Genomic DNA, 26,579 nt, shown 5'->3' on the forward strand with positions numbered 1-26,579 from the left:
CCTTCGCCGGCACCCTCGCTCGGCTGGTCGATGACAGCGCCGTTCAGGCCATGGTCATCGACGAGGCGCCCCCTCGGAAAAAGCACTGTTCACGGGCGTTCTCCCGTCAGGCCGGCGGCTCCGGCGTCGATCAGTTCACGGGCGACGGATGCCGCGACCTCGCGCGACGGATCGCCGTCGTCCTCGGGCCACGACGTCGCGTGGGACGAGGTCAGCGTGGTGGCGCCATCGATGCTGTAGACGCTCGCCGACAGCAGGAGCAGGCCGGCGTCGACGACGGCGCGGGCGCCGACGGGCGCCGAGCAGCCGGCCTCGAGCAGGGCGAGCACCTCGCGCTCGGCCTCGACCGCGGCGCGGGTCTCGCGGTGGTCGAGCGCTGCGACGAGGTGCTCCTCGCCGCGGCGGACCTCGACGGCGAGTGCGCCCTGGCCGGGCGCGGTGGGCCAGCGGTCGGCGTCGAGGAACTCGGTGACGACGTCGGTGCGGCCGATGCGGTTGAGGCCCGCGGCGGCCAGGATGACGGCATCCAATTCGCCGCTCGTGACCTTGCCGAGGCGCGTCTCGACGTTGCCGCGGATGTCGACCACTTCGATGTCGGGGCGCTTCGAGCGCAGCTGGGCCATGCGTCGCGGCGACCCGGTGCCGACGCGCGCGCCAGCGGGGAGATGCTCGAGGGTGAGGCCGTCGCGTGCGCACAGGGCGTCCCGCGGGTCTTCGCGGGCGGGGATCGCGGCGACGACGATGCGGTCGTGCGGCGCGGTGGGGAGGTCCTTGAGGGAGTGCACGATGACGTCGCACTCGTCGGCGAGCAGCGCGTCGCGCAGGGCGCCGGTGAAGAGCCCGGTGCCGCCGGCTCGCGAGAGCGGCTCGTTCGAGCGGTCGCCGTGCGTGGTGATGCGGACGATCTCCGTCTTCACGCCGGTCGCGTCGGCGAGGTCGTCGGCGACCATGCCGGTCTGCGTCAACGCGAGCGTGCTGGCCCGCGTGCCGATGCGCAGCGTGGTCACGCCAGCACCTCGGCGATCTCGTCGAGGCCGATGCGACGCCCGGTGAAGAACGGCACCTCCTCGCGCACGTGGCGGCGAGCCTCGGTCTGGCGGAGGTGCCGCATAAGGTCGACGAGATCGACGAGCTCGGGAGCCTCGAGCGCGAGGATCCACTCGTAGTCGCCCAGCGCGAACGACGCGACAGTGTTGGCCAGCACCTGGCGGTACTCGGCGCCCTTGCGACCGTGGTCGGCGAGCATCTGGCGGCGCTCGTCCTCGGGGAGGATGTACCAGTCGTACGACCGGACGAACGGATAGACGGTGAGCCAGGCCTCCGGATCCTTGCCACGCATGAACGCCGGCAGGTGGCTCGCGGTGAACTCCGCGTCGCGGTGCACGCCCATCGCGTTCCACACCGGCACGAGCGACGCGATCGGCTCGGCGCGGCGCAGCGTGCGCAGCGCGGCCTGGATCGTCTCGGGAGCCACGTTCGTGGCGTGCAGCCACACCATCAGGTCGGCGTCGGCACGCAGGCCCGAGACGTCGTAGAACCCGCGGACGGTGACTCCGGATGCCTCGACCTCGGCCACGGCGGGAGCCAGATCGCCGGCGGGGGCGGGGCGCTGCGGGTCGCGGCGGAACACGGCCCACAGGGTGTAGCCGAGCGTCTCGCTCTCGGACGGGGGGACAGCCGAGGAATCGCTCATGACCTCTATTCTTCCACCCGCTCGGTTGGACGCCGGTCGTTGAGCGTCTCGTCTCGCGGGGGTGGGGTTTCCGGGCCGTTGAGCGACCGAGACGAAACGCTTCTCGCGGGGTGGGCGTTTCGTCTCGCTTCGCTCGCTCAACGACCCGGGGTTGGGGCCCGGGGGTCGGGTCTCGGGTCGTTGAGCGAGGGAGCGGAGCGACCGAGGCGAAACGCGTTCAGCGGGCGAGCAGCTCGGCGGCGGTGCGCTCGGCGTGCGCGACGATGCCGGCGATGCCCGAACCCGCCACCGTCTCGCCGACGACGACGAGATCAGACCCCTCGGCTGCGGCGGGCCGGACCCACGTCACGACCGCCGCGTCGACGACGACCGGCAATTCGACGCCGAGGAGCACCTCGGCATCCCGCGTAGCCGTCTCGACCGGGTCGGCCGGTGTCGCGTCGTACGACAGGCGCAGCACATGGCGTCCGCCGGCGGCCTCGCGCAGCCACTCCCACTTCGCCGTCGCGTGCGTGAGCGCGCGGGCGCCGACGGGGGCTCCGGCGGCCACGAGCAGTCCGCTGCCGCGGGGCGCGGCATCCAATTCCCGCTGTTCGACCACCAGCGTGACAAGGTCGATCCGGCGGCCGACGCCGGCCGGCGCCGCGAGGCCGGGCGCCGCGATGACCACGGTCCCGTCGAGCGTCGCCGGGTCGTCGATCCGCGTTCCGAGGCGCACCTCTCCGCCGCTGCGCTCGACGTCCCCGGTGAGGGCCGGCACGATGCGGTTGACGCCCCCGCGAATGCCAGCGACGGCCGATCCCGGGGGAGCGGCCGCCCGCAGCCGCGCGACGGCGGCTCCGAGCGAACCCGCCGACGCGAGCGCGTCGGGCAGCCCCGGATGTGCGCGCGCGACCGGAAGCTCGTCCGGATGGATCGAGTGCACCCCGTGCACGACCGGCGCGACGATCCGGTCGAGGAGACCATCGCCGTAGCGCTCCCGCACGAGCGCGCCGAGCGAACTCGGCACTGCATCAAGAAGCGGAGCCGCGTCAAGCGAAGCGGCCTCCCGCGCAGCGGCGAATCCGACCACCCGCACCACGTCGTCCGCGAGCGGATCGGCCGGGATCCCGAGCAGCGCCGTCGCGGGCAGGGGCACCGCCGGTCCCGCCGCGGGCTGCAGCCAGGCCGGACCCGGCCGCGGTTCGACGATGTCGTCGGCGAGGCCGAGCTCGGTCAGCAGGTCGGCGACGACCCCTCCGCGCACGGCGAAGCTCTCGGCTCCGGCATCCAATCCGATTCCCGCCACTTCATGGCGCGCGACCGTGCCGCCCAGGCGATCGGATGCCTCGAACACGACCACGTCCGCACCGGCGAGCGCGAGCCGCCGGGCCACGACGAGCCCCGCGACGCCGCCGCCGACGACGGAGAAGTCAGCCATGCGCGTGGACGAACTCCACGACGCGGGTCAGCACCGTCGGGTCGGTCTCGGGCGGCACGCCGTGCCCGAGGTTCACGACGTGCGCGCGGGCGCTGCGACCGCGCTCGAGCACGTCGGCGATGTGCGCCTCGAGCACCGGCCACGGTGCCGCGAGCAGCGCCGGGTCGATGTTGCCCTGCAGGGGAACGCCGGGTCCGAGACGACGGGATGCCTCGTCCAGCGGGATCCGCCAGTCGACGCCCATCACGTCGACGCCGATGCCGTGCATCGCGGCGAGGAGTTCGCCGGTGCCCACGCCGAAGTGCACGAGCGGCACGCCGAGAGCCTTCGCACGCTCGAGCGCGCGCGCCGAGTGCGGCGCGACGTGCGTGGTGTAGTCGGCGAGGCTGAGCGATCCCGCCCACGAGTCGAACAGCTGCCCGGCCGACGCGCCGGCTTCGATCTCGGCTTCGAGGAACGCGCCGGTGATGTCGGCGCACCACGTGAGCAGCGCGGCCCACGTCTCGGGGTCGGAGTGCATGAGCGCGCGGGTGCGCAGCTGCTCCTTCGACGGGCCGCCCTCGACGAGGTACGAGGCGAGCGTGTACGGAGCACCCGCGAATCCGATGAGCGGCGTCGCGCCCAGCTCCGCGACGGTGAGCCGGACGGCCTCGCGGATCGGCTCGAGGGCCGCCGGATCGAGAGGGGGCAGCGACGCGACATCCGCGGCCGTCCTCACCGGCTGCTCGAGCACCGGCCCGCGACCGGGGACGATGCGCACGTCGACGCCGGCGAGCTTCACCGGGATGACGATGTCACTGAAGAAGATGCCGGCGTCCACGCCGTGACGGCGGACGGGCTGCAACGTGATCTCGCTCGCGAGCTCGGGATTGAGGCACGCGTCGAGCATGTCGGTGCCGACGCGCAGCTCGCGATACTCGGGAAGTGAGCGGCCCGCCTGCCGCATGAACCAGACCGGAGTCGTCTCGGGGCGGTCGCCGCGGTAGGCGCGGATGAGGGGCGGGACAGCATAGCTGTCGGCAAGTGTGGGGTGAGACGGTTCCAGCGGCACGCAGTCAACCTTAGGCTCCCGCTTCGCTGATCATGAGGCCGCGCTTCGCTTCGCATCAGCTGCGTGCCTTAACATGGTCGGGTGCTCCTCTGTCTGACCGCGAACCATCGGAACGCGAGTCTCGACGTCTTGGAGCGGCTGTCGCAGGGCGCTCCTGCGGCCACCCGGACCCTCGTGGACGACGAGCTCTTCGTCGCCGGGGCGGTCGTCCTCGCCACCTGCAACCGGTTCGAGGCCTACCTCGACATCGACGAGCCGCTCACCGGCGGCGAGGCCGTCGCGGCCGAATCGGTCGTCGAGGCGATGGCCGAGGCATCCGACATTCCCGTCGAAACCCTGCGCACCTCGGTGACCGTCCATTCCGGAGCGGATGCCGCAGCCCACCTCTTCGCGGTGACCAGCGGCCTCGAGTCCATGGTCGTCGGCGAGGACGAGATCTCGGGCCAGGTGCGCCGCGCACTCGACGCCGCGCGCCTCGAGGGCACGACGAGCGGAGAGCTCGAGCGCCTCTTCCAGAAGGCCACGCACACCAGCCGCGGCATCCGCAACAGCACCGGGCTGCGCGGCACCCACCGCTCGCTCGTGCGGTTCGCGCTCGAGCTCGCGTCCAGCCGCATCGCCGACTGGGCCGCGTCGCGCGTGGTGGTCGTCGGCACGGGCCGCTACGCCTCGCGCACCGTCGAGGCCGTGCGCGCCCGCGGTGCCGCCGACATCCAGGTCTTCTCGCCGTCGGGTCGCGCCGCCGCCTTCGCACTGAAGCACGGGCTGCAGCCGGTGGATGATTTCGCGGAGGCCGCAGCCGCCGCCGATGTCGTCATCACGTGCACCGCCGACGCGGTCGTGCACGCCGACGCCTTCGCGCCGGGGCACCGCGTGCTCGTGATCGACCTCGGGCTGCCGCGCAACGTCGATCCTGCGGTCGGCGACGTCGACGGGGTCGAGCTGCTCGACCTCGAGACCATCCGCCTGCACGCTCCGCTCGAGGAGTTCAGCGCCCACGCCGATGCGCGCATCATCGTCGGCGACGCGGCGGCCGAGTTCACGGCCGATCGCGCCGCGGCTCCCGCGATCACGGCGCTGCGCAGCGACGTGCTCGCGATCGTCGACGCCGAGATCGCCCGGGCGCGTGCCCGGGGCACCGGCGCCGAGACCGAGGCCGCGCTGCGTCACCTCGCGGGTGTGCTGCTGCACCGCCCGTCGGTGCGCATCCGCGAACTCGCCGTCGAGGGCCGCATCGACGAGGTCAACGCGGCCCTTCAGACGCTGCACGGGCTGTCGCTTGGGGCCGAGGCGGCTGGAGTGGCTGACGACATCGAAGACGGCTGGACCGCTTCGGCCTGAGCCGCGGTGCCGTTCGACCGGACTGCCGGACTTCCGCTTGACTCTCACGCTGTGTCAGGGTCGAACGTGGTCTCCACCATGTACACCATCGGAGAGTTCGCCGCCCTCGGGCGCGTGAGCGTGCGGATGCTGCGGCACTACGACGAGATCGGACTCCTGCAGCCCGCTCGCGTCGACCCGCGCACGGGATACCGCAGCTACGCCGACGCGCAGCTGGGGCCGCTCCTGCGGCTCGTCGAGCTGCGGGACCTCGGCTGCGGGCTGGACGAGATCCGCGTCGTGTTGTCGGCAGGCGACCAGTCCGCCGCGCTGCACGACGTGCTCGTCCGGCGTCGTCAGGCGCTCGAGGCGGCGATCGACGCCGACCGCGCGCGGCTCGATCGCATCGACGAACGTCTCCGCCGCCTGGAAGGAACCCACATCATGTCCGCTGTCGAATACCGCCCGCTCGAGCCCGTCACCGTCTACGCCGTCGAAGGGCGCGCGCCCGGGATGGGGCCCGAGAACGTCTCGCCCGTCATCGATCCGCTGCTCGGCCGGCTCATCGGCGCGATCGAGGCCGCCGGCCGTGAGCCGCAGGAGCCCGGGGTGTTCTGGTACGAGGCCGTGCCCGACTCCGAAGACCTCGCCGTGCATGTGTCGTTCACGGCGGATGCCGCGCCCCAGGCGGGGGAGGGCTACGACGTCGTCGAGCTGCCGGCCGTCGAGACCGCGGCGGTGTTGACGCACCGGGGTGACATGCCCTCGATCGGACGCTCGTGGATGACGCTGATGGAGCAGGTCGTCGACGACGGCTACCGCATCGTCGGCCCGACCCGCGAGGTCTATGTGCACGCGCCCGACGATCGCCCGCAGTCGGAGTGGGTGACGGAGCTGGTGGCGCCGGTCGAGCGGGTCTGAAGCTCTTCGCGGCGGGGGCGCGTTTCGTCTCGGTCGCTGCGCTCCCTCGCTCAACGACCCGGACCTGGCCCCGGGTCGTTGAGCGAGCGAAGCGAGACGAAACGTGGTCGGGCCCCCGCTGCGCTCCCTCGCTCAACGACCCGGATACGGCGCCTGCCCCGGGTCGTTGAGCGAGCGAAGCGAGACGAAACGTCCTTCGCGGGGGAGACGCGTTTCGTCTCGGTCGCTTCGCTCCCTCGCTCAACGACCCGGGTGCGGCGCCTGCCCCGGGTCGTTGAGCGAGCGAAGCGAGACGAAACGCGGTCGAGGGGCGCCGCCCCGCCTCAGCCCGCCAGCTCGTGGAGCAAGAACGCCGCCAGGAACCCGACCGTGGCGTACAGGCCGGTGAGCGCGCGCTGCTCGGCGAACGCCTCCGGGATCATCGTGTTGCACACCATCGCGAGCAGCCCGCCGGCGGCGATCGTCGTGATCACGGCGATGAGCCCCGGCGAAGCCGCCTGGAATGCGACGTATCCCAGCACCGACGCCACCACCGTCACCGCCGCGATCCCGCCCCACAGGAACGCGATCTTCCGCCCGCTCGAACCGCTGCTCTTCAGCGCCGCGGTCGAACCCAGGCCCTCCGGGAAGTTGCTGATCGCGATCGCCGCGACGATCGGAATGCTGATGCCGCCCTGCAGCACCGACAGGCCCATCACGATCGACTCCGGGATGCCGTCGATCAGCGCCCCGATCGCGATCGCCGCACCCGTTCCACCGGCGAGCTTCGCGCCCTGACGTCGCGCGACGATGTTCGCCGGCGTCGACGGGCGCTCCTCCTTCGGCCTCGACACCGCCCAGTCCGCGACGATGTAGATGATCGACCCCGCGAGAAACCCGAGCGTCGTCGGCACGAGCCCGCCGTCCTCGGCGGCCTCCTCCACGAGCTCGAACGCCAGCGTCGAGATCAGCACGCCCGCGCCGAGCGCCATGATGCCCGCCACGACCCGCTGCGGAATGTCGACGAACCACGCGAGGGCGGCACCGACGAGCAAGGTTCCGCCGCCGATGAGGCCGCTGATCGCGGCGAGCCACACGCCAGCCATGGCGACAACCTAGCGCCGCCTCCCCGCACGCGACGGCACATACACGGATGCTCGACCCGCGCACATGGCGCAGGTCGAGGCATCCGCTCCACGACTATGCCGGGGCGACCCCGCACGTCGTCCGCTCAGACGGCGAGGGCGTGACCGCGGTCGCCGGCGGCGAGACGCTCGGCCGCGAGACCCTCCGCTGCCTCGAGCGGCGTGACCCCGCGCGACTCGGCCTCGTCGAAGATGCGGCGCACGGTGTCGCCGATCTGCGCGACCCGCTCCATGACCTCGGCGCGGGTTCCGACCTTCTTCGCCTCGAGGTCGAGGTAGATGACTCCACCCGCGTTCACGACGAAGTCGGGCGCGTACAGGATGCCGCGTGCCGCGAGCCGATCGGCGCCGGAGTGCGCCGCGAGGGGGTTGTTCGCCGGACCGCACACGGCCTTCGCGTCGAGCGCGTCGATGACGTCATCGGTGAGGAGACCGCCGATGCCGGCCGGCACGAACACGTCCGCCGCAACCAGGTGCTCCTCGCCCGGGACGCTCCAGTGCGCCCCCAGTTCACGCGCCAGATCCCGCTTGGCCGGGTTCACGTCGGTCACGGTGAGCGCCGCACCCTCGGCGGCGAGGCGCACGGCGAGGCGGCTGCCGACCTGACCGAGTCCCGAGATCGTGATGCGACGACCCGCGAGGTCGCTCGATCCGGTCACACGCTCGAGGGTCGCCCGCAGCGACTCGTACACGCCCAGGCTCGTCGGGCCCGCGGGCTCACCCGAGCCGCCGACGGCGTCGGGCAGACCGACGACGTGCTCGGTGCGCTCGCTGACGACGAGCATGTCCTCGGTCGTCGAGCCCACGTCCTCCGCCGTGCGGTACAGACCGTGCAGCGACTCGACCGCGTCACCGAGGTCGAGGAAGGCCGCGCGACGACGCTCCTCGTCGAGGACCGTCCCCTCGGGAAGCGCGATGACCGACTTGCCGCCGCCGGCGTCCAGCCCGGCCGCCGCATTCTTGAGCGTCATGGCCGCCGACAGCCGCAGGGCGTCGCCGAGTGCGTCGCTCCAGTGCGGGTACGTCCACAGGCGCGCACCGCCGAGGGCGGAGCCGAGCACGGACGAGTGAAGCGCGACGGTGATGAACAGGCCGCTGCGTCGTCCGGTGATCACCTCCACGCGCTCGTGCGTGAAGTCGGGCAGGGGCAGGGTGTGCGTCATCGCGTTCTTCCTTCGGCGGGCCTTGTGGGCAGTGCGCTGCGGACGCCGCGGCTTTGCGGCATCCACCTCTATTGGACCACCACCTCGCGAAGTGTTCAACCGTCACCCGCGCCGCGGCGCAGATTGCGCCGTCTGAACGACCGACGGAGACGAACCTGCGTCACACTGCACAGCTGCAGCGAGCTCCGCCCGACGCCTCATAGGCTGGGCGGATGACTGCGCCGAACGAGCTGCCCGCCCGCAGCCGCCTCGTCCATGACTCGCTCCGCGCCGCCGGCATCACCGGCGAGATCGTCGTGCTCCCGGATGCCGCGCACACCGCCCCGCTCGCTGCCGCGGCCCTCGGCATCGAGGTCGGCGCGATCGCGAACAGCCTCGTGTTCTGGTCCGACGGCGAACCGCTCCTCGTCATGACGAGCGGAGCCCACAGGGTGGACACCGCCGCCCTGGCCGAACGTCTCGGACGTGAGCGCATCCAGCGCGCGACGCCCGAGCAGGTCCGGGATGCGACCGGCCAGGCGATCGGGGGAGTGGCGCCCACGGGGCATCCCGCGCCTCTCCTCACGATCATCGACGAAGACCTCGCCGCCTTCGACGAGATCTGGGCCGCGGGCGGCACGCCCCACACCGTCTTCCCGCTGACGTTCGACGAGCTCGTCCGCCTCACCGGCGGAACGGTGGCCGAGGTCGACTGACTGGCGTCAGTCCGCCAGGATCTCCAGGCACACGACCGCCGCCGCCGCCGACCACGCCTGCGGACGGCACGCCGCCGGATACGGCGTCGGAACCGACGTCTCGGTCGCCGGATCGCCCGCGTGCAGCTCGGGCACGCGGTAGCCGAAGCCCTCCGCCGCCGCGAGCAGACCCTCGGCGACCACCCGTGCGGCGTCGTCGAGCCCTGCGCGGTGAAGCCCCCGCGCGACGATCGCGGTGTCGTGCACCCACACGCTGCCACCGTGGTACGACAGCGGCCAGTAGCCGCGCGCCCCGGTCGACATGGTCCGGATGCCGAAGCCCGACGACATCGAGCCGCCCAGCAGCAGCTCGGCCACGGCCCGCTCCTCGTCGGCATCGAGGATGCCGGTGCCGAGCAGATGCCCGATGTTGCTCGTCAGCGTGTCCACCGGCTGCTTGTGCCGGTCGAGCGCGATGGCGGGGTAGCGACCCTCAGGCGTCTGCACCCAGTACGACTCCCGGAACCTCGTCCGCAGCTGCGACGCCCACTCGCGCAGCGCCGCCGGGGCGAGCGCTCCCTCGTCGGCGCCCCCGAACGTCTCGAGCAGCTCGGCCCCCGCGAGCGCGGCCTCGTACGCATAGCCCTGCACCTCGCACAGCGCGATCGGGCCTTCGGCGAGGCGCCCGTCACGCCACTGGATCGAATCGCCCGAGTCCTTCCAGCCCTGATTCGCCAGGCCCCGCCCGCTGCGATCGATGTAATCGAGGAACCCGTCGCCGTCGCTGTCGCCGAGCTCGATGATCCAGCGCAGCGCAGCCCGCAGCGCCGGCACGAGCGCGCGCACCTCGGTCTCGGGCATCCCGGCCCGCCACGCGTCGGCGAGCAGGCATACCCACAGCGGCGTCGAATCGACGCTGCCGTAGTACCGCGGCGGCAGCACGACCCCTTCGTTCGGCAGCTCGAGCGCCGACGCACGCAGCTCGTGCAGGATCTTGCCCGGTTCCTGCGCTGTCTCCGGATCGTCGCGCTCGCCCTGCAGCCCCGCAAGAACGCGGAGAGTGGATGCCGCGACCCCCGCGTCGAGCGGAAGCGCAAGCCGCGCCGCCCAGATCGAATCCCGTCCGAAGAGCGTGAAGAACCACGGCGCGCCCGCTGCGAAGAACTCATCGTCGCCGTCGCCCGCCAGCGTGAGCCGGAGTGCGTCGAGGTCGCCGAGGGCGACGTCGAGCCACCGGTCCAGCCGCGGATGCGCGGTCGCGCCGGGTCGTGCCGCGGCACCCGGCCACGGATCCGCGGCTCCGTGCACGACCAGCGTCGGGTCGCGCAGCTCGATCGTGAAGGAGACGACCGTGGCGCCGCCCGCCTCGACGTGGATGGGCCACTCGGCGGTGACGGCGCCGTCGCCGGCCGTGACCTCGGCTCCTTCGGCGACGAGCGTGAAGCCCTGGTCTGCCGCCCGGGCCGTTGCCGAGGCATCCGCTGTCGTGATCTCCGCCGGCTGCCGCGCCGCCGTCCCGGCCTTCACGTCGTGGAGCGAGGCGAAGTCGGGCTCGACGACGAGCGTGAGCACGGTGTCGATGGGCTCCGTGAGGCGCGAGAGCACCGTCCACGTCTCGGTCGCGGCGCCGTCGACGACCTCGCGCTCGCGCAGCAGCCGCACTTTCGGGTCGGGCGTCGCGTCGTCGAGTCCGCGCAGCAGGCCGCCGAAGACGACCCGCGACGGCCCGTGCGACGCCGTCGAGATCCACTCGACGTCGGAGTCGCTGCACGCGAGCCCGAGCGTGCGGACATGCCGCACATCGCCGTGGTAGACGCCGTCGATCTGGTGCGTGCCGAGCTCGCCGTCGCGACCCGACCACACCTGGGTGGGGGCGCGCAGCACGATGAGGGCGTCATTCAGCAGGGGCTGCAGGGGTTGCGAGGGTGCGTCGTCGCCGAGTGTCATCCCTTGACCGCTCCTTCCGAGGCGTTCATGATGTGCCGCTGGAAGATGAAGAACATCACGGCGACGGGGATCGTCATGATGGCGGCGGCGGCGAGCTTGATCGGATACTGCGACCCTTGGCTCAGCTGCCCCGAGGCGAGCGACGCCACACCTTTCGTCAGCGTCGTCAGCTCGGGCGACTGCGTCGAGACGATGAAGTGGCTCAGCTCGTTCCACGACCCCTGGAAGGACAGGATCACGATCGTGATGAGCGCCGGACGCGCCATCGGCAGCACGACCGACCAGAAGATGCGGAACGTCCCGGCCCCGTCGATCCGCGCCTGCTCCTCGACCGAGACCGGTATCGACTCGAAGAAGTTCTTCATGATGAACACGCCGGCCGCGTCGACCAGTAGAGGCACGATCATGCCCGCGTACGAGTCGTACATGCCCAGCTGATTGATCACGAGGAACTTCGGGATGAGGAGGACGACCGCCGGCACCGCCATGACCGCGACGACCGCGGCGAAGACGATCCCGCGCCCGCGGAAGTCGAGGCGGGCGAGCGCGTAGCCGGCGAGCGACACGAAGAACACGCGCCCGAGGGTCACGCACACCGTCACGATCGCCGAGTTCGCGAACCAGACCGGGTAGTCGCTGCGGCCGAAGAGCCGCTCGTACGCCGCGAATGTGATCGTCTCCGGAATCAGCGAGATCGGGTCGGCGGCGGCGTCGGCCTCGGTCTTGAACGACGTCGCCACCTGCACCAGGAACGGATAGATGTAGATGAGCGCGAGGATGATCAGCAGGACGTACAGCAGGATCTGCCAGACGATCCGGCGCGACAGGAGCCGCTGGCGCGTGGGCTTGTCGAAGGCCGGGCGCTCCTCGTTGAGCACCAGCGACTCGGACAGGGTCGTGCCGGTCATCGCTCGCCCTCCTCTCGTGTGTCTGCTGGATCGGGGACGGCGGGAACGCGAGCGGATGCCGCGACCGCAGGCGATGTCGTCGACGGACGGGTCGGCACCTGGTACTGGCGGGCGCGGCGCTTCGACACCGGCCGCTCGCGCAGCACCCAGCGCTGGAACGCGGTGAACGCGACGATGATGGCGAACAGGATGAACGCGATCGCGGCGCCGCGACCCCAGTCCTGGTCGAGGAATGCCGACGTGTATGACAGGTACGCGGGCGTCACCGTCGTCTTGGCGGGTGCGCCCTGCGTTCCCGTGTAGATCTGGTCGTAGACCTGCCAGCAGCCGATCAGCCCGAGCGTGATCACGGTGAACAGCGTCGGCCGCAACTGGGGGAGGGTGACGCGCCAGAACCGCTGCCAGCCGTTGGCGCCGTCCATCATCGCCGCCTCCTGGATCTCGCCGCCGATGTTCTGGAGCGCCGCGATGAACAGCAGCATGAACGTGCCGCTGGTCGTGAACACCGCCATGAAGATGAGCGCCGTCATCGCCACCGACGGCCCCGCGAGCCACTGCCACCACGACAGGCCGAGGAAGTGATTGCCGGTGAGCCAGGCCGGGCCATCGGTCACGCCGACGGCGGCCAGTCCGTTGTGCACGATCCCGGTCGGATCGAAGAACCAGTTCGGCCCGCTGATGCCGATCCAGGACAGCATTTCGTTGACCACGCCGGAGGCGGAGAAGAGGAACAGCCACAGCACGGTGATCGCCACGGTGCTGGTCACCGACGGGAAGTAGAACGCGGTGCGGAAGAGCCCGCGCCCGCGGAGGATCGCCCGGTTGACGAGCAGTGCGAGGAACAGCGACAGCGCGGTCTGAAGCGGCACGACCAGGAGCACGTACCAGGCGTTGTTGCGCAGTGCGATGCCGAAGTCGCGCGTGGCCAGACCGCCGTCGACCGTGATCGCGGCGTAGTTCTCGAGGCCGACGAAGTTGACCCGTCCGGAGAAGGGGCTGCCGCGCCCACCCCAGTCGGAGACGCTGACCCACAGTGCCATGAGGACGGGGATCAGGAGGAAGACGCCGAGGATGACGAGGACGGGCCCCGTGAACACCCAGCCGGCCAGCGTCTCGCCGCGCCGGAGGCCCCTGCGGCCTCCGGCGCGACGAGGCGCCACTGCGGTGGTGGTCATCGCCTCAGCCGACGATGGCTTCGAGGTTGGACTGCACCGTGTCGAGGATCTGCTGCGGGTCTCCGGCCTCGAGTCCTTCGAGCTGCGCGTTGAAGTCGGTGATCACCGCGGCCGAGCCGTCGGCCGTCGGTACCCCGACGGCGTAGTCGGCGCCCGCGAGGAAGGCGACGAGCTCCGGGTTGTCAGTCGACCACTGGTCAGCAGCGGACTGGATGGACGGCATCGGTCCGAACGCGTCCGAGAAGGCCAACTGCGACTCCGTGCTGGTCAGGTACTCGACGAGCTCGAGCGCGGCCTGCTGGTTCGGGCTGTCGGCGGCCATGCCCCAGCAGTTGGTGAACTGCATGGTGCCCTGACCCGCGGGGCCCGCCGGGAGCTCGGCGACGACATAGTCGACGTCGGGGTAGTCGTTCGTCATGGCGCCTGTGATCCAGTTGCCCTCGATCACCATCGCCGCCTTCTGCTGACCGAACGCCTCGCCGCCCCAGCCTGCGTCGACGTCGAACGAGTACGCGAACGTGCCGTCGGCGAGGTGGTCCTTGACGTAGGTGAGGGCCTCGACGTTCTCGGGGCTGTCGGCGACGGCCTCGGTGCCGTCGTCGTTGACGAGTCCGCCGCCGGCCTGCGCCATGAAGGTGCCGAGGCGCTGGTACTCCGCACCGAAGGCGAGGCCGACGACGCCGTCCTTCGTGAGCGTCTGCGCGACCGTGTCGAGCTCCTCCCACGTGGTCGGGATGTCGTCGTCGGTCAGTCCCGCGGCATCCCACATCGTCTTGTTGATGACGAGACCGAGCGTCGAGAAGTCCTTCGGGGCGCAGTAGAACTGGTCGTCCACGGTGAAGTTCTCGACGAGCGACGGGTAGAAGTCGTCGGCGTTCTCGAGCATGTCGCCGTAGGCGACGAGGGATCCGTTGCCGGCGTACCCCGCGATCGCCTCCGTCGCGAGGTAGAAGAGGTCGGGCGGCGAGCCGGCCGCGAAGCCCTGGGACAGCTGCTGGGGCAGGTCGTTGGCGACCTGGACGCTCGCCTCGACGCCGGACTCCTCCGACCACGCCGCGACGGCCGACTCGACAGCCTCGGTCTCGGCGTCGCCCGACGATCCGATGAGGACGGTCAGCGCGTCGTCGGATGACGTCAGCTCGGTCGCTCCGCCGTCGCCGTCGCCCGTGCCGCCGCCTCCGTCGTCGTCGAATCCGGATCCGCACGCGGTGAGCGCGAGGGCGCCCGTAATCAGGAGCGCGCCGGTGCCGAGCAGCGCGCGCGTGGTGTGCCGTGTCATTTCTCTTCTCCTTCGATGAGCTGTGACGGGTCACTCTCGACCCAGGGCGATCGCGATCGCGGGAAGCGATTTGAACGATCAAAGTTTCGTGCTGGAACACACGCTAGGAAGGGTGCGGTGCTGCTGTCAAGGGGCTCGACGCGCGCCTAAGATGGCGATTCGAACCATCGATCCGAACCATCGATCCGGCAAAGAGGTCTGCGATGCCCAAGGCACCCACCGTCGAGGACGTCGCCCTCGCGGCGGGTGTCTCGCGCCAGACCGTGTCGAACGTGATCAACACTCCGGGCATCGTCAAGGAGGCGACGCGCGAACGCGTGCAGCGCGCGATCGACGACCTCGGCTACCGGCCGCACATGGCCGCGCGACGATTGCGGACCCGCCGCAGCTCGACCATCGGCATCCATCTCGATCCGTATGCGGGCGGGATCTCGGGCGTCGTCCTCGACCGATTCGTCCATGCGCTCACCGAGCGGGCGGGCGACCGGGGCATGAGGATCCAGCTCTACGCCGCACGGAGTCCGGATGAGGAGATTGCACGCATGGGCGAGCTCACCGACGGCGGGGAAGTCGACGCCGTCGTCATCACGGGGACGTTCCACGGCGACCCCCGCACCCGCTGGCTCGCCGAGCGGAACGTCCCGTTCGTCGCCTTCGGGCGTCCGTGGGGAGCGGACGACGTCGAGTCTCCCGCGCACCTCTGGGTGGACGTCGACGGCGCCGCGGGGACGCGCGCCGCCACGCAGCACGTGCTGGAGATCGCGGGGCCGCGCGTCGCCTTCCTCGGCTGGCCGGCCGGATCGGGCACGGGCGACGACCGCGAGCGCGGCTGGCGCGAGGCGATGGCCGAAGCCGGCGCGACGGGGGAGCGGATCGCGTGCGAGGAGAGCGTCGGGCTGGCGCGCGCGGCGACCGCGGTCCTGCTGGCGAACGGCGGGGCCGTCGACGGGATCGTGTGCGTCAGCGACTCCCTCGCCATCGGCGCTCACCTCGCCGCGGCCGCCGCCGGGCGCCCCGATCTGCCCGTGGTCGGGTTCGACAACACCCCGGCCGCCGAGGCGATCGGTCTCAGCAGCGTCGAGCAGCTGCCCGAGCAGGTCGCTTCGGGCGTGCTCCAGCTGCTCATGGGCCCGTCGGGCAGCGTCGTCGAGCCGCGCCTCCTCGCCGCAGGCGAGGCGCACGTGCTCGTCGAGCCGCGACTCGTGGTGCGCTGAGGGTCTGCGCTACGACGTCGAGGGCACCGGGAACCGCAGCGTCGCCGCGACCGGAGAGCCGTCCATCAGATCCTTGGTGCGGACGGCGCGCACCGTCCCGCCGCTGTGCAGCACGCGTGACGCGATCTCGTCGACCAGCGACGGCGCCTCGCCCGGCTCGCCCCTCTCGATGCGACCGAACTCGTCGATGGTGCCGGCGGCATCGGCGTCCAGGTCGAACCGCAGTTCGTCGATCGCAGCCGCGGCCGCCGCTGCAGCCACCTCCACAAGGCGACTGGTGGCGAGGCCCTGCGCGCGGAGGGTTCCGAAGCGCTCCTTCCACTCCGACGTCTCGCGTTCGCGGCGCTCATCCAGCACCGTGCGGGCAAGGCGCTCGATCTTTTGATCGTCCAGCGACTCGGGGTGCGGCGCGATGCCGTCGTCGTGCAGGGCCGGGTGCGTGTTGACCGCGCGATACGCGGCCTCCAGCTCGGTGGTGGCCGAGAGGACCAGCGGCACGTCGTCCGGGACGATGCGGCTGACCTCCTCCTCCACCGCGCGGGAGTAGCGCTCGCGCTCGACGCGGTCGCCGTTCGCGCCCTGCGCACGCTGGCGGTCGAGGCGCCCGTCGTTCTCGGCGTGGGTCAGCATGAGGGCGTGATCCTCCGGCAGGGAGAGCGGATGCTCCACCACTCGCTCGCCCGCGGCGACCTCGGTCAGGCGCACCAGCCCCTCCGACAACTGGAGCACGAAGGCGCGCTCAGACCAGGAGACGGCCTGCAGCAGCGGTGCGATCTCGAACCGGTCGCCGACGACGACGAGATCCTTCGCATGATCGGCGAGCCGGAAAGCGTCGAGGCGTCCGGGAGCGGCGAACACCACGAGCGAGCGCGATTGGTGCTCCCAGAAGTCGTCGTCCGTGAGAAGCGAGCCGAGCGCATCGACCACCTCCTGCCCGGTGCCGTGCGGCAGCTCGAGCGTCGAGAGGCGTCGCTCGGCGTCGTCGATCGCATCGCGCAGCGCGATCTTCACGCGTTCATGGTCTGGGGGGAGTGGCGATGAGGCGACCGCGAGCGTCACGCTCGGCATCGCCCGCGCATCGATGAGTTCGAGAATCCGGTCATCGTCGGGAAGGTCTGCAGTGAGCATGTCGGCGACGTTAGGAGACCTTCAGGGGGTGGTTCCAGGGGGTTGCGGTCGTCTGGAGATCGGGTTAGTCCAGGATGCCGGTGGGGCGGGCGATCAGCCGGTCCGGCCGATCCGCCGTTCGAGCTCGGTCGCCGCGTCCGAGATCAGCGCGCCGAGAGTTTCCGCGTCGCGCCCGGCCTCGAGCGGCCAGGTGAGTGCGATCGCCGCGGCCGGCCAGCCCGCGTGGTCGCGCACGGCGACCCCCACCGACCGCAGGCCGAGCGTGACCTCGCCGTCCTCGATGGCGTACCCGCGCTCGCGCACCTCGCGCAGGACGTCGCGCAGCTCGCCCGGGCGAGCGGGACCCCGACCGGTGCGGTCGGCGAAGGCCGAGGCATCCGGATAGAGAGCGCGCACCTGCTCGCGCGGAAATGCGGCGAGCATGGCTCGGCCGGTCGCGGTCAGGTGCGCCGGCAGCCGCACGCCGACGTCGGTCACGAGCGCCGGACGCCGTGGGGCGCGCTCCTCGACGATGTACAGCACGTCACGGCCCGTCATCACCGCGAGGTGCGCGCTCTCGCCCGCCCGATCCGCGAGCGCCGCCACGAGCGGACGCCCGAGCCGGGTGAGGGGCTGCTGACGCGAGTAGCCGCCCGCGAGTTCGAACGCCGCCGTCCCGAGGCCCCAGCGGCGCTCGGCGGGCAGGTGGATCACGAACCCGTGCGCCTCGAGCGACGCGAGGAGGTGGTACACGCTCGAGCGCGGGATGCCCAGGGTCTTCGCCACCGTGCTCGCAGCGACCGGGCCGCGCTGCCGCGCGAGGAACGACAGGATCCGCAGCGTCTGGTCGGCAGCGGGCACCTGCGGGCGCGGCGGGCTCGCGTTGGGCGAGCTGATCGGGCGGGACGGTTCCGTGTCTGGCATGACAGACACAGGATGACACCCTGCCCTGTCGCGCGCCACCCCACCGGTGTGGAATCGACGCATGAGCACCGTCACCGACCTCCGCCCGAGCGTCGTCACCGTCGGCGACGCACCCCTGCGCCCGGAAGACGTCGTCGCCGTCGCGCGCCACGGCGCCGCCGTCGAGATCTCTCCCGAGGCGCTCACCCGCGTCGCCGCGACCCGCGCGCTCGTCGAAGGTCTCGCCGACGACCCCGACCCGCACTACGGCATATCGACCGGCTTCGGCGCCCTCGCGACGACCTTCATCGCCCCCGAGCGCCGGCTGCAGCTGCAAGCGAGCCTGATCCGCTCGCACGCGGCGGGGACCGGCCCCGAGGTCGAGCGCGAGGTCGTGCGCGCGCTGCAGCTGCTCCGCCTCCAGACCCTCGCGACCGGCCATACCGGCGTCCGCCCGGTCGTCGTCGAGACCTACGCCGGCATGCTGAACGCCGGCATCACCCCGATCGTCCGCGAGTACGGCTCGCTCGGCTGCTCGGGCGACCTCGCACCTCTCTCGCACGTCGCGCTCGCCGCCATGGGCGAGGGGCCCGTGCGCAACGCCGGCGGAGCCGAGGTCGACGCCGCAGAAGCGCTGGCCGAGGCATCCCTCACCCCTCTCGTCCTGCGCGAGAAGGAGGGACTCGCCCTCATCAACGGAACCGACGGCATGCTCGGGATGCTGCTGCTCGCGCTCCATGATCTGTCCGTGCTGCTCGACACGGCCGATGTCGCCGCCGCCATGTCGGTGGAGTCGCAGCTCGGCACCGATGCCGTGTTCGCCGCCGACCTGCAGGCGCTGCGGCCGCAGGTGGGACAGACCGTCTCGGCGGCGAACCTCCGAACGGTGCTCGCCGGGTCGCCCATCGTCGCCTCGCACAAGGACCCGGCCGTGTGCACCCGGGTGCAGGACGCGTACTCGCTGCGGTGCTCCCCGCAGGTCCACGGCGCCGCGCGCGACACCGTCGAACATGCCCGCACGATCGCCGCGCGCGAGCTGGCGGCTGCGGTCGACAACCCCGTGATCACCGATGACGGGCGCGTCGAGTCCAACGGGAACTTCCACGGCGCTCCCGTGGCGTACGTGCTCGACTTCCTCGCGATCGCCGTGGCCGACGTCGCCTCGATCTCGGAGCGCCGCACCGACCGCGCACTCGACCCCGCCCGCAGCAACGGGCTGCCTCCGTTCCTGGCCGACGAGGTCGGCGTGGACTCCGGCCTCATGATCGCGCAGTACGCAGCGGCCGGTATCGTCTCGGAGCTCAAGCGCCTCGCCGTGCCGGCCTCGGTCGACTCGATCCCCTCGTCGGCGATGCAGGAGGACCACGTCTCGATGGGCTGGGCCGCCGCGCGCAAGCTCCGCCGCGCGATCGACGGCCTCGGGCGCGTCCTCGCGATCGAGGTGCTGACCGCAGCGCGCGCCCTCGACCTGCGCGCCCCGCTCGAGCCCGGCGCGGCGACCGGTGCCGTGCGCGACCTGGTCCGCGGGGCCGGTGTCGGCGGCCCCGGTCCTGACCGCTTCCTGTCGCCCGACATGGAGGCCGTGACCGGGCTCGTCGCCTCCGGCGCCGTCGCCGCTGCCGCGCTGCCTTCCGCACCGGCCTGACCCGCTTCGCCTGCTCGACCCGACTCAGCCTCCGCCCGGGAGGCGGCCGGCGACCCGGAGCCACGGGATCGACGCGTCCGGACGCGCGGCTGAACCGCGTGCGTCGCCGTCGCAGCGGACGACGACGGCCCAGTCCTCGAGCGACGTCCCGGCAGAGCGCAGGCGGTCTCGCAGCCGCCGGACCGCCTTGTCGGACGGCACCCCGGGCACCGACACGTGCGCCATATGGGTGGCGATGATGGCGGATGCAGCGCGCACGAGCGGATCCGGCAGCCCGAGGCGCCGTCCGAGCGCGACCGCGATCTCGGCGCCGCGCTCCGCGTGCCCGTACGAGGTGATCCGGCCGTTCCGCGGCCGGGTGGTCGCGGGCTTGCCGATGTCGTGCCACAGTGCCGCGAGCACGAGCAGCTCGCGCGCGTCGGCCGAGGCATCCGCTCGATCGGCATGCTGCGCGGCCAGGTCGGCCGCCCACAGCGAATGGACGAGCACGTCGCCCTCGGGGTGCCACGACGGGTCCTGAGGAGTGCGGGCCAGGGCCGCGTGCTCGGGGATCTCGTCGATCAGCTGCTCGTCGCGGAGCCGCTGCGACGGCACGCCCGGACCGCGGAGCACGTCGCGCAGCCGCTCACCGCGCTCGCGGTCGGTGCGCGGTGCTTCGCGGGTCATCCGTCCATTGCACCAGGTGGCGGCGCCGGCGACAACGGCCGTCCGCTTGTCTGGTCCGCCAGACACCGCGCCCGACGGGAGCATTGTCGGAGCGTCGTGCGCGGTGTGGAATCGAGAGCATGACCGACACCCTCCCGTCCCCGGCCGGATCGCGCACCGTCCGCGCCGCGCGCGGAAGCGAGCGCACCGCGAAGAGCTGGGGCGCCGAAGCCGCCAAGCGCATGCTCATGAACAACCTCGACCCCGAGGTGGCCGAGCACCCCGAAGACCTCGTCGTCTACGGCGGCACCGGCAAGGCTGCGCGCAGCTGGGAGGCGTTCGACGCGATCGTGCGCACGCTCGACGAGCTCGAGCCCGACGAGACGCTGCTCGTGCAGTCCGGCAAGCCGGTGGGGGTCTTCCGCACCCACGAGTGGGCGCCGCGCGTGCTCATCGCCAACTCGAACCTTGTCGGCGACTGGGCGACGTGGCCCGAGTTCCGCAAGCTCGAGGAGCTGGGCCTCACGATGTACGGCCAGATGACGGCCGGCTCGTGGATCTACATCGGCACGCAGGGCATCCTCCAGGGCACCTACGAGACGTTCGCGGCGGTGGCTCGGACGCTCGGCCGTGACGACCTCGCCGGCACCTTCACCCTCACGGGCGGCGCCGGCGGCATGGGCGGCGCGCAGCCCCTCGCCGTCACGCTCAACGGCGGTGCGGTGCTCGTCGTCGACGTCGACGAATCCCGGCTCGCCCGCCGCGTCGAGCACGGCTACCTCGACGAGTACACGACCGACCTCGACGCCGCCCTCGCGCGCGTCGTCGCCTCCAAGGATGCGGGCGAGGCGCTGAGCGTCGGCGTCGTCGGGAACGCGGCCGAGGTGTTCGGCGACGTCCTGCTGCGCCACCGCGCCGGCGACCTCACGGTCGACATCGTCACCGACCAGACGAGCGCCCACGACCCGCTCGCCTACCTGCCGGTGGGCATCGCGTTCGAAGACTGGAAGGCCGAGGCATCCCGCGATCCCGAAGGGTTCACCGCCCGCGCGCGCGGCAGCATGGCGAAGCATGTGGCCGCGATGGTGGGATTCCAGGATGCCGGAGCCGAGGTGTTCGACTACGGCAACTCGATCCGCGCCGAGGCGCAGCTGGGCGGGTTCGACCGGGCGTTCGAGTTCCCCGGGTTCGTGCCCGCGTACATCCGCCCGCAGTTCGCCGAGGGCCGCGGGCCGTTCCGGTGGGTCGCGCTCTCGGGCGATCCCGCGGACATCCGCAAGACCGACGAAGCGGTGAAGGCGCTCTTCCCCGACAACGCCGGGCTGGTGCGCTGGCTCGAGAAGGCCGGCGACGCCGTGCACTTCGAGGGCCTGCCCGCCCGCATCTGCTGGCTCGGGTACCAGGAGCGCCACCTTGCCGGACTGAAGTTCAACGAGATGGTGGCATCGGGTGAGCTGAAGGCGCCCATCGTCATCGGCCGCGACCACCTCGATGCCGGCTCCGTCGCCTCGCCGTACCGCGAGACCGAGGCGATGGCCGACGGCTCCGACGCGATCGCCGACTGGCCGCTGCTCAACGCCCTGCTGAACACCGCGTCGGGCGCTGCCTGGGTGTCGATCCACCACGGCGGAGGCGTCGGCATCGGCCGCAGCATCCATGCCGGTCAGGTGACCGTCGCCGACGGCACGGCGCTCGCCGCGGAGAAGCTCGCGCGCGTGCTCACCAACGACCCCGGCACCGGCGTCATGCGGCACGTCGACGCGGGCTACGACCGCGCCAAGGAGGTCGCGCGCGAGCGGGGCCTCCAGGTGCCGATGCTGGACGCCTGACCGTTTCGCCACCTGGGTTCAGTGTCCACAGACGCCGGGTCGCTGGCATCGCCGGACCCGCACCCGTGGACACTGAACGACAGAGAGGGAGGGATGCTGTGACCGCGACGCTCATCACGAACATCGGGGAGCTGACCACCAACGTCGAGCGCGGCGGCGACCCCACCGGGGTGCTGCGCGACGCCGCCGTGCTCATCGAGGGCTCCCGCATCGTGTGGGTGGGCGCGTCCGCGGACGCCGAGACCCATCTTCTGCGACGAGACGCCGCGCCGCAGACGCCGTCTCGTGAGGGATCCGATGTCTCGCGCAGCGGCAGCGACGTGCACCGCGTCGACGCCGGCGTGAACCCCAGCACCCCCGGCGGGAACCCCACCCCCGGCGAGACCGCATCCGTGCACCGAGACAGCGGCTACCGGCCGCACTCTCGGGGCACCGATGCGGTCTCGCGGGAGAAGGGCGGCGCGGGAACGGACGTCATCGACGCGGGCGGGAGGGCCGTGGTGCCGGGGTTCGTCGACAGCCACACGCATCTCGTGTTCGGCGGCGACCGGGCGGACGAGTTCGAGGCGCGCATGACCGGGACGCCCTATGCCGCCGGCGGCATACGGCGCACCGTTGCGGCGACGCGAGCGGCGAGCGACGAGGAGCTGCGGGCGCGGCTCGCGGGCTTCGTCGCCGAACTCCACGGCCAGGGCACGACGACGTTCGAGGTCAAGACGGGCTACGGGCTGTCCGTGCACGACGAGGCGCGGCTCGCACGGCTCGCCGCCGAGGTGACGCCCGAGGTCACGTTCCTCGGGGCGCATGTCGTGCCGGCCGAGTACTCGGAGCGGCGCGACGAGTACGTCGACCTGGTGGTGGGCGACATGCTGCGCGCGTGCGCGCCGCACAGCCGGTGGGTCGACGTCTTCTGCGAGCGCGGGGCCTTCACCGCCGACGAGAGCCGGCGCATCCTCGCCGCCGGAGTCGCGCACGGCCTGCTGCCGCGCGTGCACGGCAACCAGCTCGGGCCGGGCGACGGCGTGCGTCTCGCGGTGGCGGCGGGCGCGGCATCCGTCGATCACTGCACCTACCTCGACGACGACGACGTCGCGGCCCTCGCCGGGTCGGACACCGTCGCGACCCTCCTGCCGGGCGTCGAGTTCTCGACACGGCAGCCGTACCCGGACGCACGGAGGCTCATCGACGCCGGTGTCACCGTCGCCCTCGCGAGCGACTGCAATCCGGGGTCGAGCTTCACCTCGTCGATGCCGCTCATGATCGCCCTCGCCGTGCGCGAGATGGGGATGACGCCGTCCGAGGCCGTGTGGGCCGCGACCGCCGGGGGAGCACGCGCGCTGCGCCGCGACGACGTCGGCGTCATCGCGCCGGGCCGCCGCGCTGACCTGGTGCTGCTCGACGCCCCGACGCGCGTGCACCTGGCCTACCGCCCGGGCGTCCCGCTCATCGACCGCGTGTTCAAGGACGGCGTCGCGCTGGTCTGATCCACGGCCCTCAGCGGGGCGTGTCGATCGTCCACTCGTCGGGATCGATCGAGGTCGCCACGTCCCAGTCGTCGGTCGACCACGTGAAGGTCGCGACCGCGCACGTGGGCATGTGCGCGATGCCGCCGCCCGACAGGCGCTCGGCGAGGGTGGTCATGCCCGGGTCATGAGCGACGACCATGACCCACGATGCCCGCGACTCGACGGCGGCTCGCAGGATCCGAGACGCCGGCGCGCCGTACAGCTCCTCCTGCTGCTCCACCGCGACCTTGGTGCGCTCGCTGAAGAACCGGGCCGTCGTGCGCGCCCGCAGGGCGGTGCTCGACAGGATGACCGCCGGCCGCCAGCCCCCCGCGGCGAAGCGCTCGGCCATGCGCGGCGCGTCGCGCAGCCCGCGCTCGTTCAGCGGCCGGTCGTGGTCGTCGATCGATGCGTCGCCCCAGTCGGACTTGGCGTGGCGCACCAGTGCGAGCCGGATCATGCCGCGACCGCCTTTCCGGCGAGGAGCTCGAGCACGCACAGCGCCGCGAGGCGCACCGTGCGACCGTCAGGGGCGTCGGCCGTGGCGTCGACCTCCACGATGTCGGCGCTGCGAAGGCGAGGATCGGATGCCGCGGCCCGCACGAGCGCGCGCAACTCCCAGGCCGCGAGACCACCGGGCACCGAGGCCGGGCACCCCGGCGCGACCGAACGGTCGCACACGTCGACGTCGATGTCGAGATGCACCGTGCCGCCATCGGCGCCGGCGATCTCGAGCGCCTCTGCCATGACCCCCGGACCCCGCCGGCGCAGCTCGTCGAGCGTGACGACGGTGATGCCGAGGTCGATCGCGCGCTGCGCGTACGCCGTCGAGTTGGCGAAGTCGGCGATGCCGAGCTGCACGATGCGCCGCGGGTCGAGTCCTGCCTCGACGAGCCGGCGCACGGGCGAGCCGTTCGAGACGCCGTCGCGGAGGTCGTAGTGCGCGTCGATCGTGATCAGCCCGGTCGCTCCGGCGCCCTGGGCGACGGCGTACGTCGCGGAGTTGTCGCCACCGAGCGCGATCACGAGCCCGGTGTCGGCGATCAGCTCGCGGACGGCGGCGCGGACGGATGCCTCGCCCTCCGGTCCGTCGGGCGACGCGATGTCGCCCGCGTCGGCGATCCGCAGCGTCTCCGACAGGTCGACCGGCGGCGGCCCGATCAGCGTCGGGCTGTACCGGCGCAGCGCCTCGCGCACCGCGGCGGGCGTGGCGTGGGCGCCGGTCGGCGAGAGCGACGTACGCCACGCGGGAACGCCGAGGATGGCGGCATCCCACCCCTGCGCTTGATCGGGAGAAGGCCAGCCGCCGGCACGCGGCCACAGCGGATCGTGCGAGAGCGTCACGGGATCGACGCTACTCCGAACCGCGCCTCACGCCGAGACGTACACCCAGGCGCGTCGCCCGCTGGCGAGCACGACCGAGACCCGGCGGTACAGCACGACCTCGTACTCGTCGGCGGCCTCGAGTTCCTCGGGCGTGAGACGCACGGTCGTGCCGACGACCTTGTCGAGCGGGCTGCCGGTCTCGCGCACGATCGGATGCGCCGACTGCTGTGAGAGGTCGACCACCCGCTGATCCTCGATCTCGACGTAGTCCACCGTGTACCCGGGGAGGACGTCGTCCTCGGTGTCGAGGAGGCGCCCGAACGTGTCGAGCTGCACCTCCGGATGCTGGAGGGTCCCGTAGCTGAAGAGGAGCTCGGACGGCTGGGTGCTGGCCACGGCACCAGGCTAGCCCGCCCCCGCGCGTCAGGAGACCGGGCCGCTCACCCGAGCAGGGCGTGCGCGATCGAAAAGATCAGCAGCCCCGCGAGGGCGCCGACGATCGTGCCGTTGAGGCGGATGTACTGCAGGTCGCGGCCGACCATGAGCTCGATCTTCTCCGTGGTCTCGGCGGGATCCCAGTGCTCGACGGTGTCGGTGATGATCGAGGCGATGTCGTGGCGGTATCGGTCGACGAGGAACACGGCGGCGTCGGTGACCCACCCGTCCACGCGGCGCTGGAGCGCGGCATCCGTCGTCAGCCTCACGCCGATCTCGGCGAGCGCCGACGCCGCCCGGACGCGCAGACCGCTCTGCGGGTCGGCGAGCGACGTGAGGAGCCCTGCTTTGGCGGTGTTCCACGCCTCCGCCGCGAGTTCGCGCACGCGCGGGCTGTCGAACACGGTCGACTTCGCGTCTTCGAGCCGGCCGATCGTGCCCGGATCGTGCTGGAGGTTGTCGGCGAGCCGGTCGAGATAGCCGTCGATCGCGCGACGGGCGGGATGCTGCGGATCCGCGCGGATGGCGCCGACCAGCTTGACCGCCTCGTTGTACACCGTGTCGTCGACGAGCCGGTGGGCGACCCCCGGCAGCCACGAGGGGAGACGGCGCGACACGAGTCCGGTGAAGGCGGCTTTGTTGGCTTCGAGCCAGGCCGCCACCGTCTCGAACGCGAGGTCGACGGCGCCGTGGTGGGCGCCCGACTCGACGATGCGGCCGAGCCACCCGCCGAGCGGGGGTCCCCACTCGGGGGCGATGAGGTGCTCGCGTGCGAGGTCTTCGATCACGCTCTGGACGTCGTCGTCGCTGAGCGCCTGCAGCACGCTGGACGCGATGATGGATGCCTCGGCCGCCACGCGCTCGGCATGCTTCGGCTCGGCCAGCCATTCGCCCAGGCGCGCGGCGATCGCCGTCGCCTCGAGCTTCGTGCGCACGACGTCGCCGCGCAGGAACTCGGTCTCGACGAACTCACCGAGATTCTGGCCGATCTCGTCCTTGCGGTTCGGGATGATCGCGGTGTGCGGGATCGGGATGCCGAGCGGATGCCGGAACAGCGCCGTCACGGCGAACCAGTCGGCGAGCGCCCCGACCATGCCGCCTTCGGCGAACGCGCGCACGTACGCGAGCGCGGGGATCTGCTGCTGGAACGCGAAGGCGAACGCGAAGAGCACCGCCATGAACACGAGCGCACCGAGGGCGACGCCCTTCATGAGCCGCAGCCCCCGACGGCGCTCCTGGTCCGCCGGACTGAGCAGGGCCGTCGGCGTCGGAGACATGCGCTCATCCTCGCACGG

General features: G+C 72.0%; 24 protein-coding genes. 7 read left to right on the forward strand and 17 right to left on the reverse strand.

Annotation, left to right across the window (positions count from 1 at the left end):
* Window positions 1-89: 89 nt before the first annotated feature.
* From hemC to hemE, 4 genes are all read right to left on the reverse strand, one after another.
* Window positions 90-1,007, reverse strand: a complete 918-nt coding sequence (hemC, locus tag JX005_RS05830; protein WP_214466469.1) for a hydroxymethylbilane synthase — start codon at window positions 1,005-1,007, stop codon at window positions 90-92.
* Complete coding sequence (gene hemQ / locus JX005_RS05835; protein ID WP_214466470.1) at window positions 1,004-1,693, reverse strand: hydrogen peroxide-dependent heme synthase; 690 nt, start codon at window positions 1,691-1,693, stop codon at window positions 1,004-1,006. Before hemQ ends, hemC begins: the two co-directional genes overlap by 4 nt.
* A gap of 217 nt (window positions 1,694-1,910) precedes the next feature.
* The gene (locus tag JX005_RS05840) at window positions 1,911-3,113 is read right to left on the reverse strand and encodes a protoporphyrinogen/coproporphyrinogen oxidase (protein ID WP_214466471.1); all 1,203 of its coding nucleotides are present in this window, start codon (window positions 3,111-3,113) and stop codon (window positions 1,911-1,913) included.
* The gene (gene hemE / locus JX005_RS05845) at window positions 3,106-4,164 is read right to left on the reverse strand and encodes a uroporphyrinogen decarboxylase (protein ID WP_214466472.1); all 1,059 of its coding nucleotides are present in this window, start codon (window positions 4,162-4,164) and stop codon (window positions 3,106-3,108) included. The genes JX005_RS05840 and hemE overlap by 8 nt, the downstream gene beginning before the upstream one ends.
* An 81-nt stretch (window positions 4,165-4,245) precedes the next feature.
* On the opposite strand from hemE, the gene JX005_RS05850 reads away from it, so the two are divergent.
* Window positions 4,246-5,505, forward strand: coding sequence for a glutamyl-tRNA reductase (locus JX005_RS05850; protein ID WP_214466473.1), 1,260 nt, complete (start codon window positions 4,246-4,248; stop codon window positions 5,503-5,505).
* 66 nt (window positions 5,506-5,571) lie between these two features.
* A complete protein-coding gene (locus JX005_RS05855) occupies window positions 5,572-6,405 on the forward strand; it encodes a MerR family transcriptional regulator (protein WP_307858507.1) in 834 nt (277 codons plus the stop codon).
* Between the two features lie 323 nt (window positions 6,406-6,728).
* Here JX005_RS05855 and JX005_RS05860 read toward each other — a convergent pair whose 3' ends face one another.
* Entirely contained in the window at window positions 6,729-7,490 is a 762-nt protein-coding gene (locus JX005_RS05860; protein ID WP_214466475.1) for a ZIP family metal transporter, read from the reverse strand.
* Between the two features lie 125 nt (window positions 7,491-7,615).
* The gene (locus JX005_RS05865; protein ID WP_214466476.1) at window positions 7,616-8,692 is read right to left on the reverse strand and encodes a Glu/Leu/Phe/Val dehydrogenase family protein; all 1,077 of its coding nucleotides are present in this window, start codon (window positions 8,690-8,692) and stop codon (window positions 7,616-7,618) included.
* Window positions 8,693-8,904: 212 nt separating this feature from the next.
* Here JX005_RS05865 and JX005_RS05870 point away from each other — a divergent pair, with 212 nt between their 5' ends.
* Entirely contained in the window at window positions 8,905-9,387 is a 483-nt protein-coding gene (locus tag JX005_RS05870) for a YbaK/EbsC family protein (protein WP_214466477.1), read from the forward strand.
* A 6-nt stretch (window positions 9,388-9,393) separates the two neighbouring features.
* Here JX005_RS05870 and JX005_RS05875 read toward each other — a convergent pair whose 3' ends face one another.
* From JX005_RS05875 to JX005_RS05890, 4 genes are read right to left on the reverse strand one after another with little or no spacing between them, the layout of a single operon-like run.
* Window positions 9,394-11,313 (reverse strand): glycogen debranching N-terminal domain-containing protein, encoded by a 1,920-nt coding sequence (locus tag JX005_RS05875; protein ID WP_214466478.1) that lies wholly within the window; start codon window positions 11,311-11,313, stop codon window positions 9,394-9,396.
* Window positions 11,310-12,221 (reverse strand): carbohydrate ABC transporter permease, encoded by a 912-nt coding sequence (locus JX005_RS05880; RefSeq protein WP_214466479.1) that lies wholly within the window; start codon window positions 12,219-12,221, stop codon window positions 11,310-11,312. The genes JX005_RS05875 and JX005_RS05880 overlap by 4 nt, the downstream gene beginning before the upstream one ends.
* On the reverse strand, window positions 12,218-13,396 hold the full coding sequence (locus JX005_RS05885; protein ID WP_214466480.1) for a carbohydrate ABC transporter permease: 1,179 nt from the start codon (window positions 13,394-13,396) through the stop codon (window positions 12,218-12,220). The genes JX005_RS05880 and JX005_RS05885 overlap by 4 nt, the downstream gene beginning before the upstream one ends.
* Before the next feature lie 4 nt (window positions 13,397-13,400).
* Window positions 13,401-14,675: a sugar ABC transporter substrate-binding protein gene (locus tag JX005_RS05890; protein ID WP_214466481.1), complete on the reverse strand. Its 1,275-nt coding sequence runs from the start codon at window positions 14,673-14,675 to the stop codon at window positions 13,401-13,403.
* Between the two features lie 203 nt (window positions 14,676-14,878).
* Here JX005_RS05890 and JX005_RS05895 point away from each other — a divergent pair, with 203 nt between their 5' ends.
* A complete protein-coding gene (locus JX005_RS05895) occupies window positions 14,879-15,889 on the forward strand; it encodes a LacI family DNA-binding transcriptional regulator (protein ID WP_214466482.1) in 1,011 nt (336 codons plus the stop codon).
* A 9-nt stretch (window positions 15,890-15,898) separates the two neighbouring features.
* Here JX005_RS05895 and JX005_RS05900 read toward each other — a convergent pair whose 3' ends face one another.
* Window positions 15,899-17,017: a baeRF11 domain-containing protein gene (locus JX005_RS05900; RefSeq protein ID WP_214466483.1), complete on the reverse strand. Its 1,119-nt coding sequence runs from the start codon at window positions 17,015-17,017 to the stop codon at window positions 15,899-15,901.
* Window positions 17,018-17,110: 93 nt separating this feature from the next.
* The gene (locus JX005_RS05905; protein WP_246533564.1) at window positions 17,111-17,920 is read right to left on the reverse strand and encodes an IclR family transcriptional regulator; all 810 of its coding nucleotides are present in this window, start codon (window positions 17,918-17,920) and stop codon (window positions 17,111-17,113) included.
* Between the two features lie 61 nt (window positions 17,921-17,981).
* Between JX005_RS05905 and hutH the strand changes: the two genes are divergently transcribed.
* The gene (gene hutH, locus JX005_RS05910; protein WP_214466485.1) at window positions 17,982-19,544 is read left to right on the forward strand and encodes a histidine ammonia-lyase; all 1,563 of its coding nucleotides are present in this window, start codon (window positions 17,982-17,984) and stop codon (window positions 19,542-19,544) included.
* 24 nt (window positions 19,545-19,568) lie between these two features.
* Here the strand turns inward: hutH and JX005_RS05915 are convergent, their stop codons facing one another.
* Window positions 19,569-20,210 carry an HD domain-containing protein gene (locus JX005_RS05915; protein WP_214466486.1) on the reverse strand — a complete coding sequence of 214 codons (642 nt, stop codon included), beginning with the start codon at window positions 20,208-20,210 and terminating at the stop codon, window positions 19,569-19,571.
* Window positions 20,211-20,329: 119 nt separating this feature from the next.
* Here JX005_RS05915 and hutU point away from each other — a divergent pair, with 119 nt between their 5' ends.
* Together hutU and hutI are read left to right on the forward strand one after the other, a co-directional pair.
* A complete protein-coding gene (gene hutU / locus JX005_RS05920; RefSeq protein WP_214466487.1) occupies window positions 20,330-22,018 on the forward strand; it encodes a urocanate hydratase in 1,689 nt (562 codons plus the stop codon).
* A gap of 98 nt (window positions 22,019-22,116) precedes the next feature.
* Window positions 22,117-23,502 (forward strand): imidazolonepropionase, encoded by a 1,386-nt coding sequence (gene hutI, locus JX005_RS05925; RefSeq protein ID WP_214466488.1) that lies wholly within the window; start codon window positions 22,117-22,119, stop codon window positions 23,500-23,502.
* A 10-nt stretch (window positions 23,503-23,512) separates the two neighbouring features.
* Here hutI and JX005_RS05930 read toward each other — a convergent pair whose 3' ends face one another.
* Genes JX005_RS05930 through JX005_RS05945 form a run of 4 tightly spaced genes read right to left on the reverse strand, consistent with a single transcriptional unit; the run spans window position 23,513 to window position 26,561 of the window.
* Window positions 23,513-23,983 carry a SixA phosphatase family protein gene (locus tag JX005_RS05930; protein WP_214466489.1) on the reverse strand — a complete coding sequence of 157 codons (471 nt, stop codon included), beginning with the start codon at window positions 23,981-23,983 and terminating at the stop codon, window positions 23,513-23,515.
* The gene (locus JX005_RS05935; protein ID WP_214466490.1) at window positions 23,980-24,867 is read right to left on the reverse strand and encodes an agmatinase family protein; all 888 of its coding nucleotides are present in this window, start codon (window positions 24,865-24,867) and stop codon (window positions 23,980-23,982) included. Before JX005_RS05935 ends, JX005_RS05930 begins: the two co-directional genes overlap by 4 nt.
* 27 nt (window positions 24,868-24,894) lie before the next feature.
* Window positions 24,895-25,245: a gamma-glutamylcyclotransferase family protein gene (locus tag JX005_RS05940; protein ID WP_214466491.1), complete on the reverse strand. Its 351-nt coding sequence runs from the start codon at window positions 25,243-25,245 to the stop codon at window positions 24,895-24,897.
* Window positions 25,246-25,289: 44 nt separating this feature from the next.
* Window positions 25,290-26,561, reverse strand: a complete 1,272-nt coding sequence (locus JX005_RS05945; RefSeq protein WP_214466492.1) for a DUF445 domain-containing protein — start codon at window positions 26,559-26,561, stop codon at window positions 25,290-25,292.
* Window positions 26,562-26,579: the final 18 nt, after the last annotated feature.

Origin of the sequence: Microbacterium flavescens (genome assembly GCF_018588945.1) — a bacterium.
GTDB classification, from domain to species: Bacteria; Actinomycetota; Actinomycetes; order Actinomycetales; family Microbacteriaceae; genus Microbacterium; species Microbacterium flavescens.

Bases quoted from the DNA above. Each gene is read 5' to 3' on its own strand.
- hemQ (WP_214466470.1), bottom strand. From the start codon at position 1,693: ATGAGCGATTCCTCGGCTGTCCCCCCGTCCGAGAGCGAGACGCTCGGC.
- JX005_RS05840 (WP_214466471.1), bottom strand. From the start codon at position 3,113: ATGGCTGACTTCTCCGTCGTCGGCGGCGGCGTCGCGGGGCTCGTCGTG.
- JX005_RS05860 (WP_214466475.1), bottom strand. From the start codon at position 7,490: ATGGCTGGCGTGTGGCTCGCCGCGATCAGCGGCCTCATCGGCGGCGGA.
- JX005_RS05865 (WP_214466476.1), bottom strand. From the start codon at position 8,692: ATGACGCACACCCTGCCCCTGCCCGACTTCACGCACGAGCGCGTGGAG.
- JX005_RS05870 (WP_214466477.1), top strand. From the start codon at position 8,905: ATGACTGCGCCGAACGAGCTGCCCGCCCGCAGCCGCCTCGTCCATGAC.
- JX005_RS05875 (WP_214466478.1), bottom strand. From the start codon at position 11,313: ATGACACTCGGCGACGACGCACCCTCGCAACCCCTGCAGCCCCTGCTG.
- JX005_RS05880 (WP_214466479.1), bottom strand. From the start codon at position 12,221: ATGACCGGCACGACCCTGTCCGAGTCGCTGGTGCTCAACGAGGAGCGC.
- JX005_RS05885 (WP_214466480.1), bottom strand. From the start codon at position 13,396: ATGACCACCACCGCAGTGGCGCCTCGTCGCGCCGGAGGCCGCAGGGGC.
- JX005_RS05890 (WP_214466481.1), bottom strand. From the start codon at position 14,675: ATGACACGGCACACCACGCGCGCGCTGCTCGGCACCGGCGCGCTCCTG.
- JX005_RS05895 (WP_214466482.1), top strand. From the start codon at position 14,879: ATGCCCAAGGCACCCACCGTCGAGGACGTCGCCCTCGCGGCGGGTGTC.
- JX005_RS05900 (WP_214466483.1), bottom strand. From the start codon at position 17,017: ATGCTCACTGCAGACCTTCCCGACGATGACCGGATTCTCGAACTCATC.
- JX005_RS05905 (WP_246533564.1), bottom strand. From the start codon at position 17,920: ATGCCAGACACGGAACCGTCCCGCCCGATCAGCTCGCCCAACGCGAGC.
- hutH (WP_214466485.1), top strand. From the start codon at position 17,982: ATGAGCACCGTCACCGACCTCCGCCCGAGCGTCGTCACCGTCGGCGAC.
- JX005_RS05915 (WP_214466486.1), bottom strand. From the start codon at position 20,210: ATGACCCGCGAAGCACCGCGCACCGACCGCGAGCGCGGTGAGCGGCTG.
- hutU (WP_214466487.1), top strand. From the start codon at position 20,330: ATGACCGACACCCTCCCGTCCCCGGCCGGATCGCGCACCGTCCGCGCC.
- JX005_RS05930 (WP_214466489.1), bottom strand. From the start codon at position 23,983: ATGATCCGGCTCGCACTGGTGCGCCACGCCAAGTCCGACTGGGGCGAC.
- JX005_RS05945 (WP_214466492.1), bottom strand. From the start codon at position 26,561: ATGTCTCCGACGCCGACGGCCCTGCTCAGTCCGGCGGACCAGGAGCGC.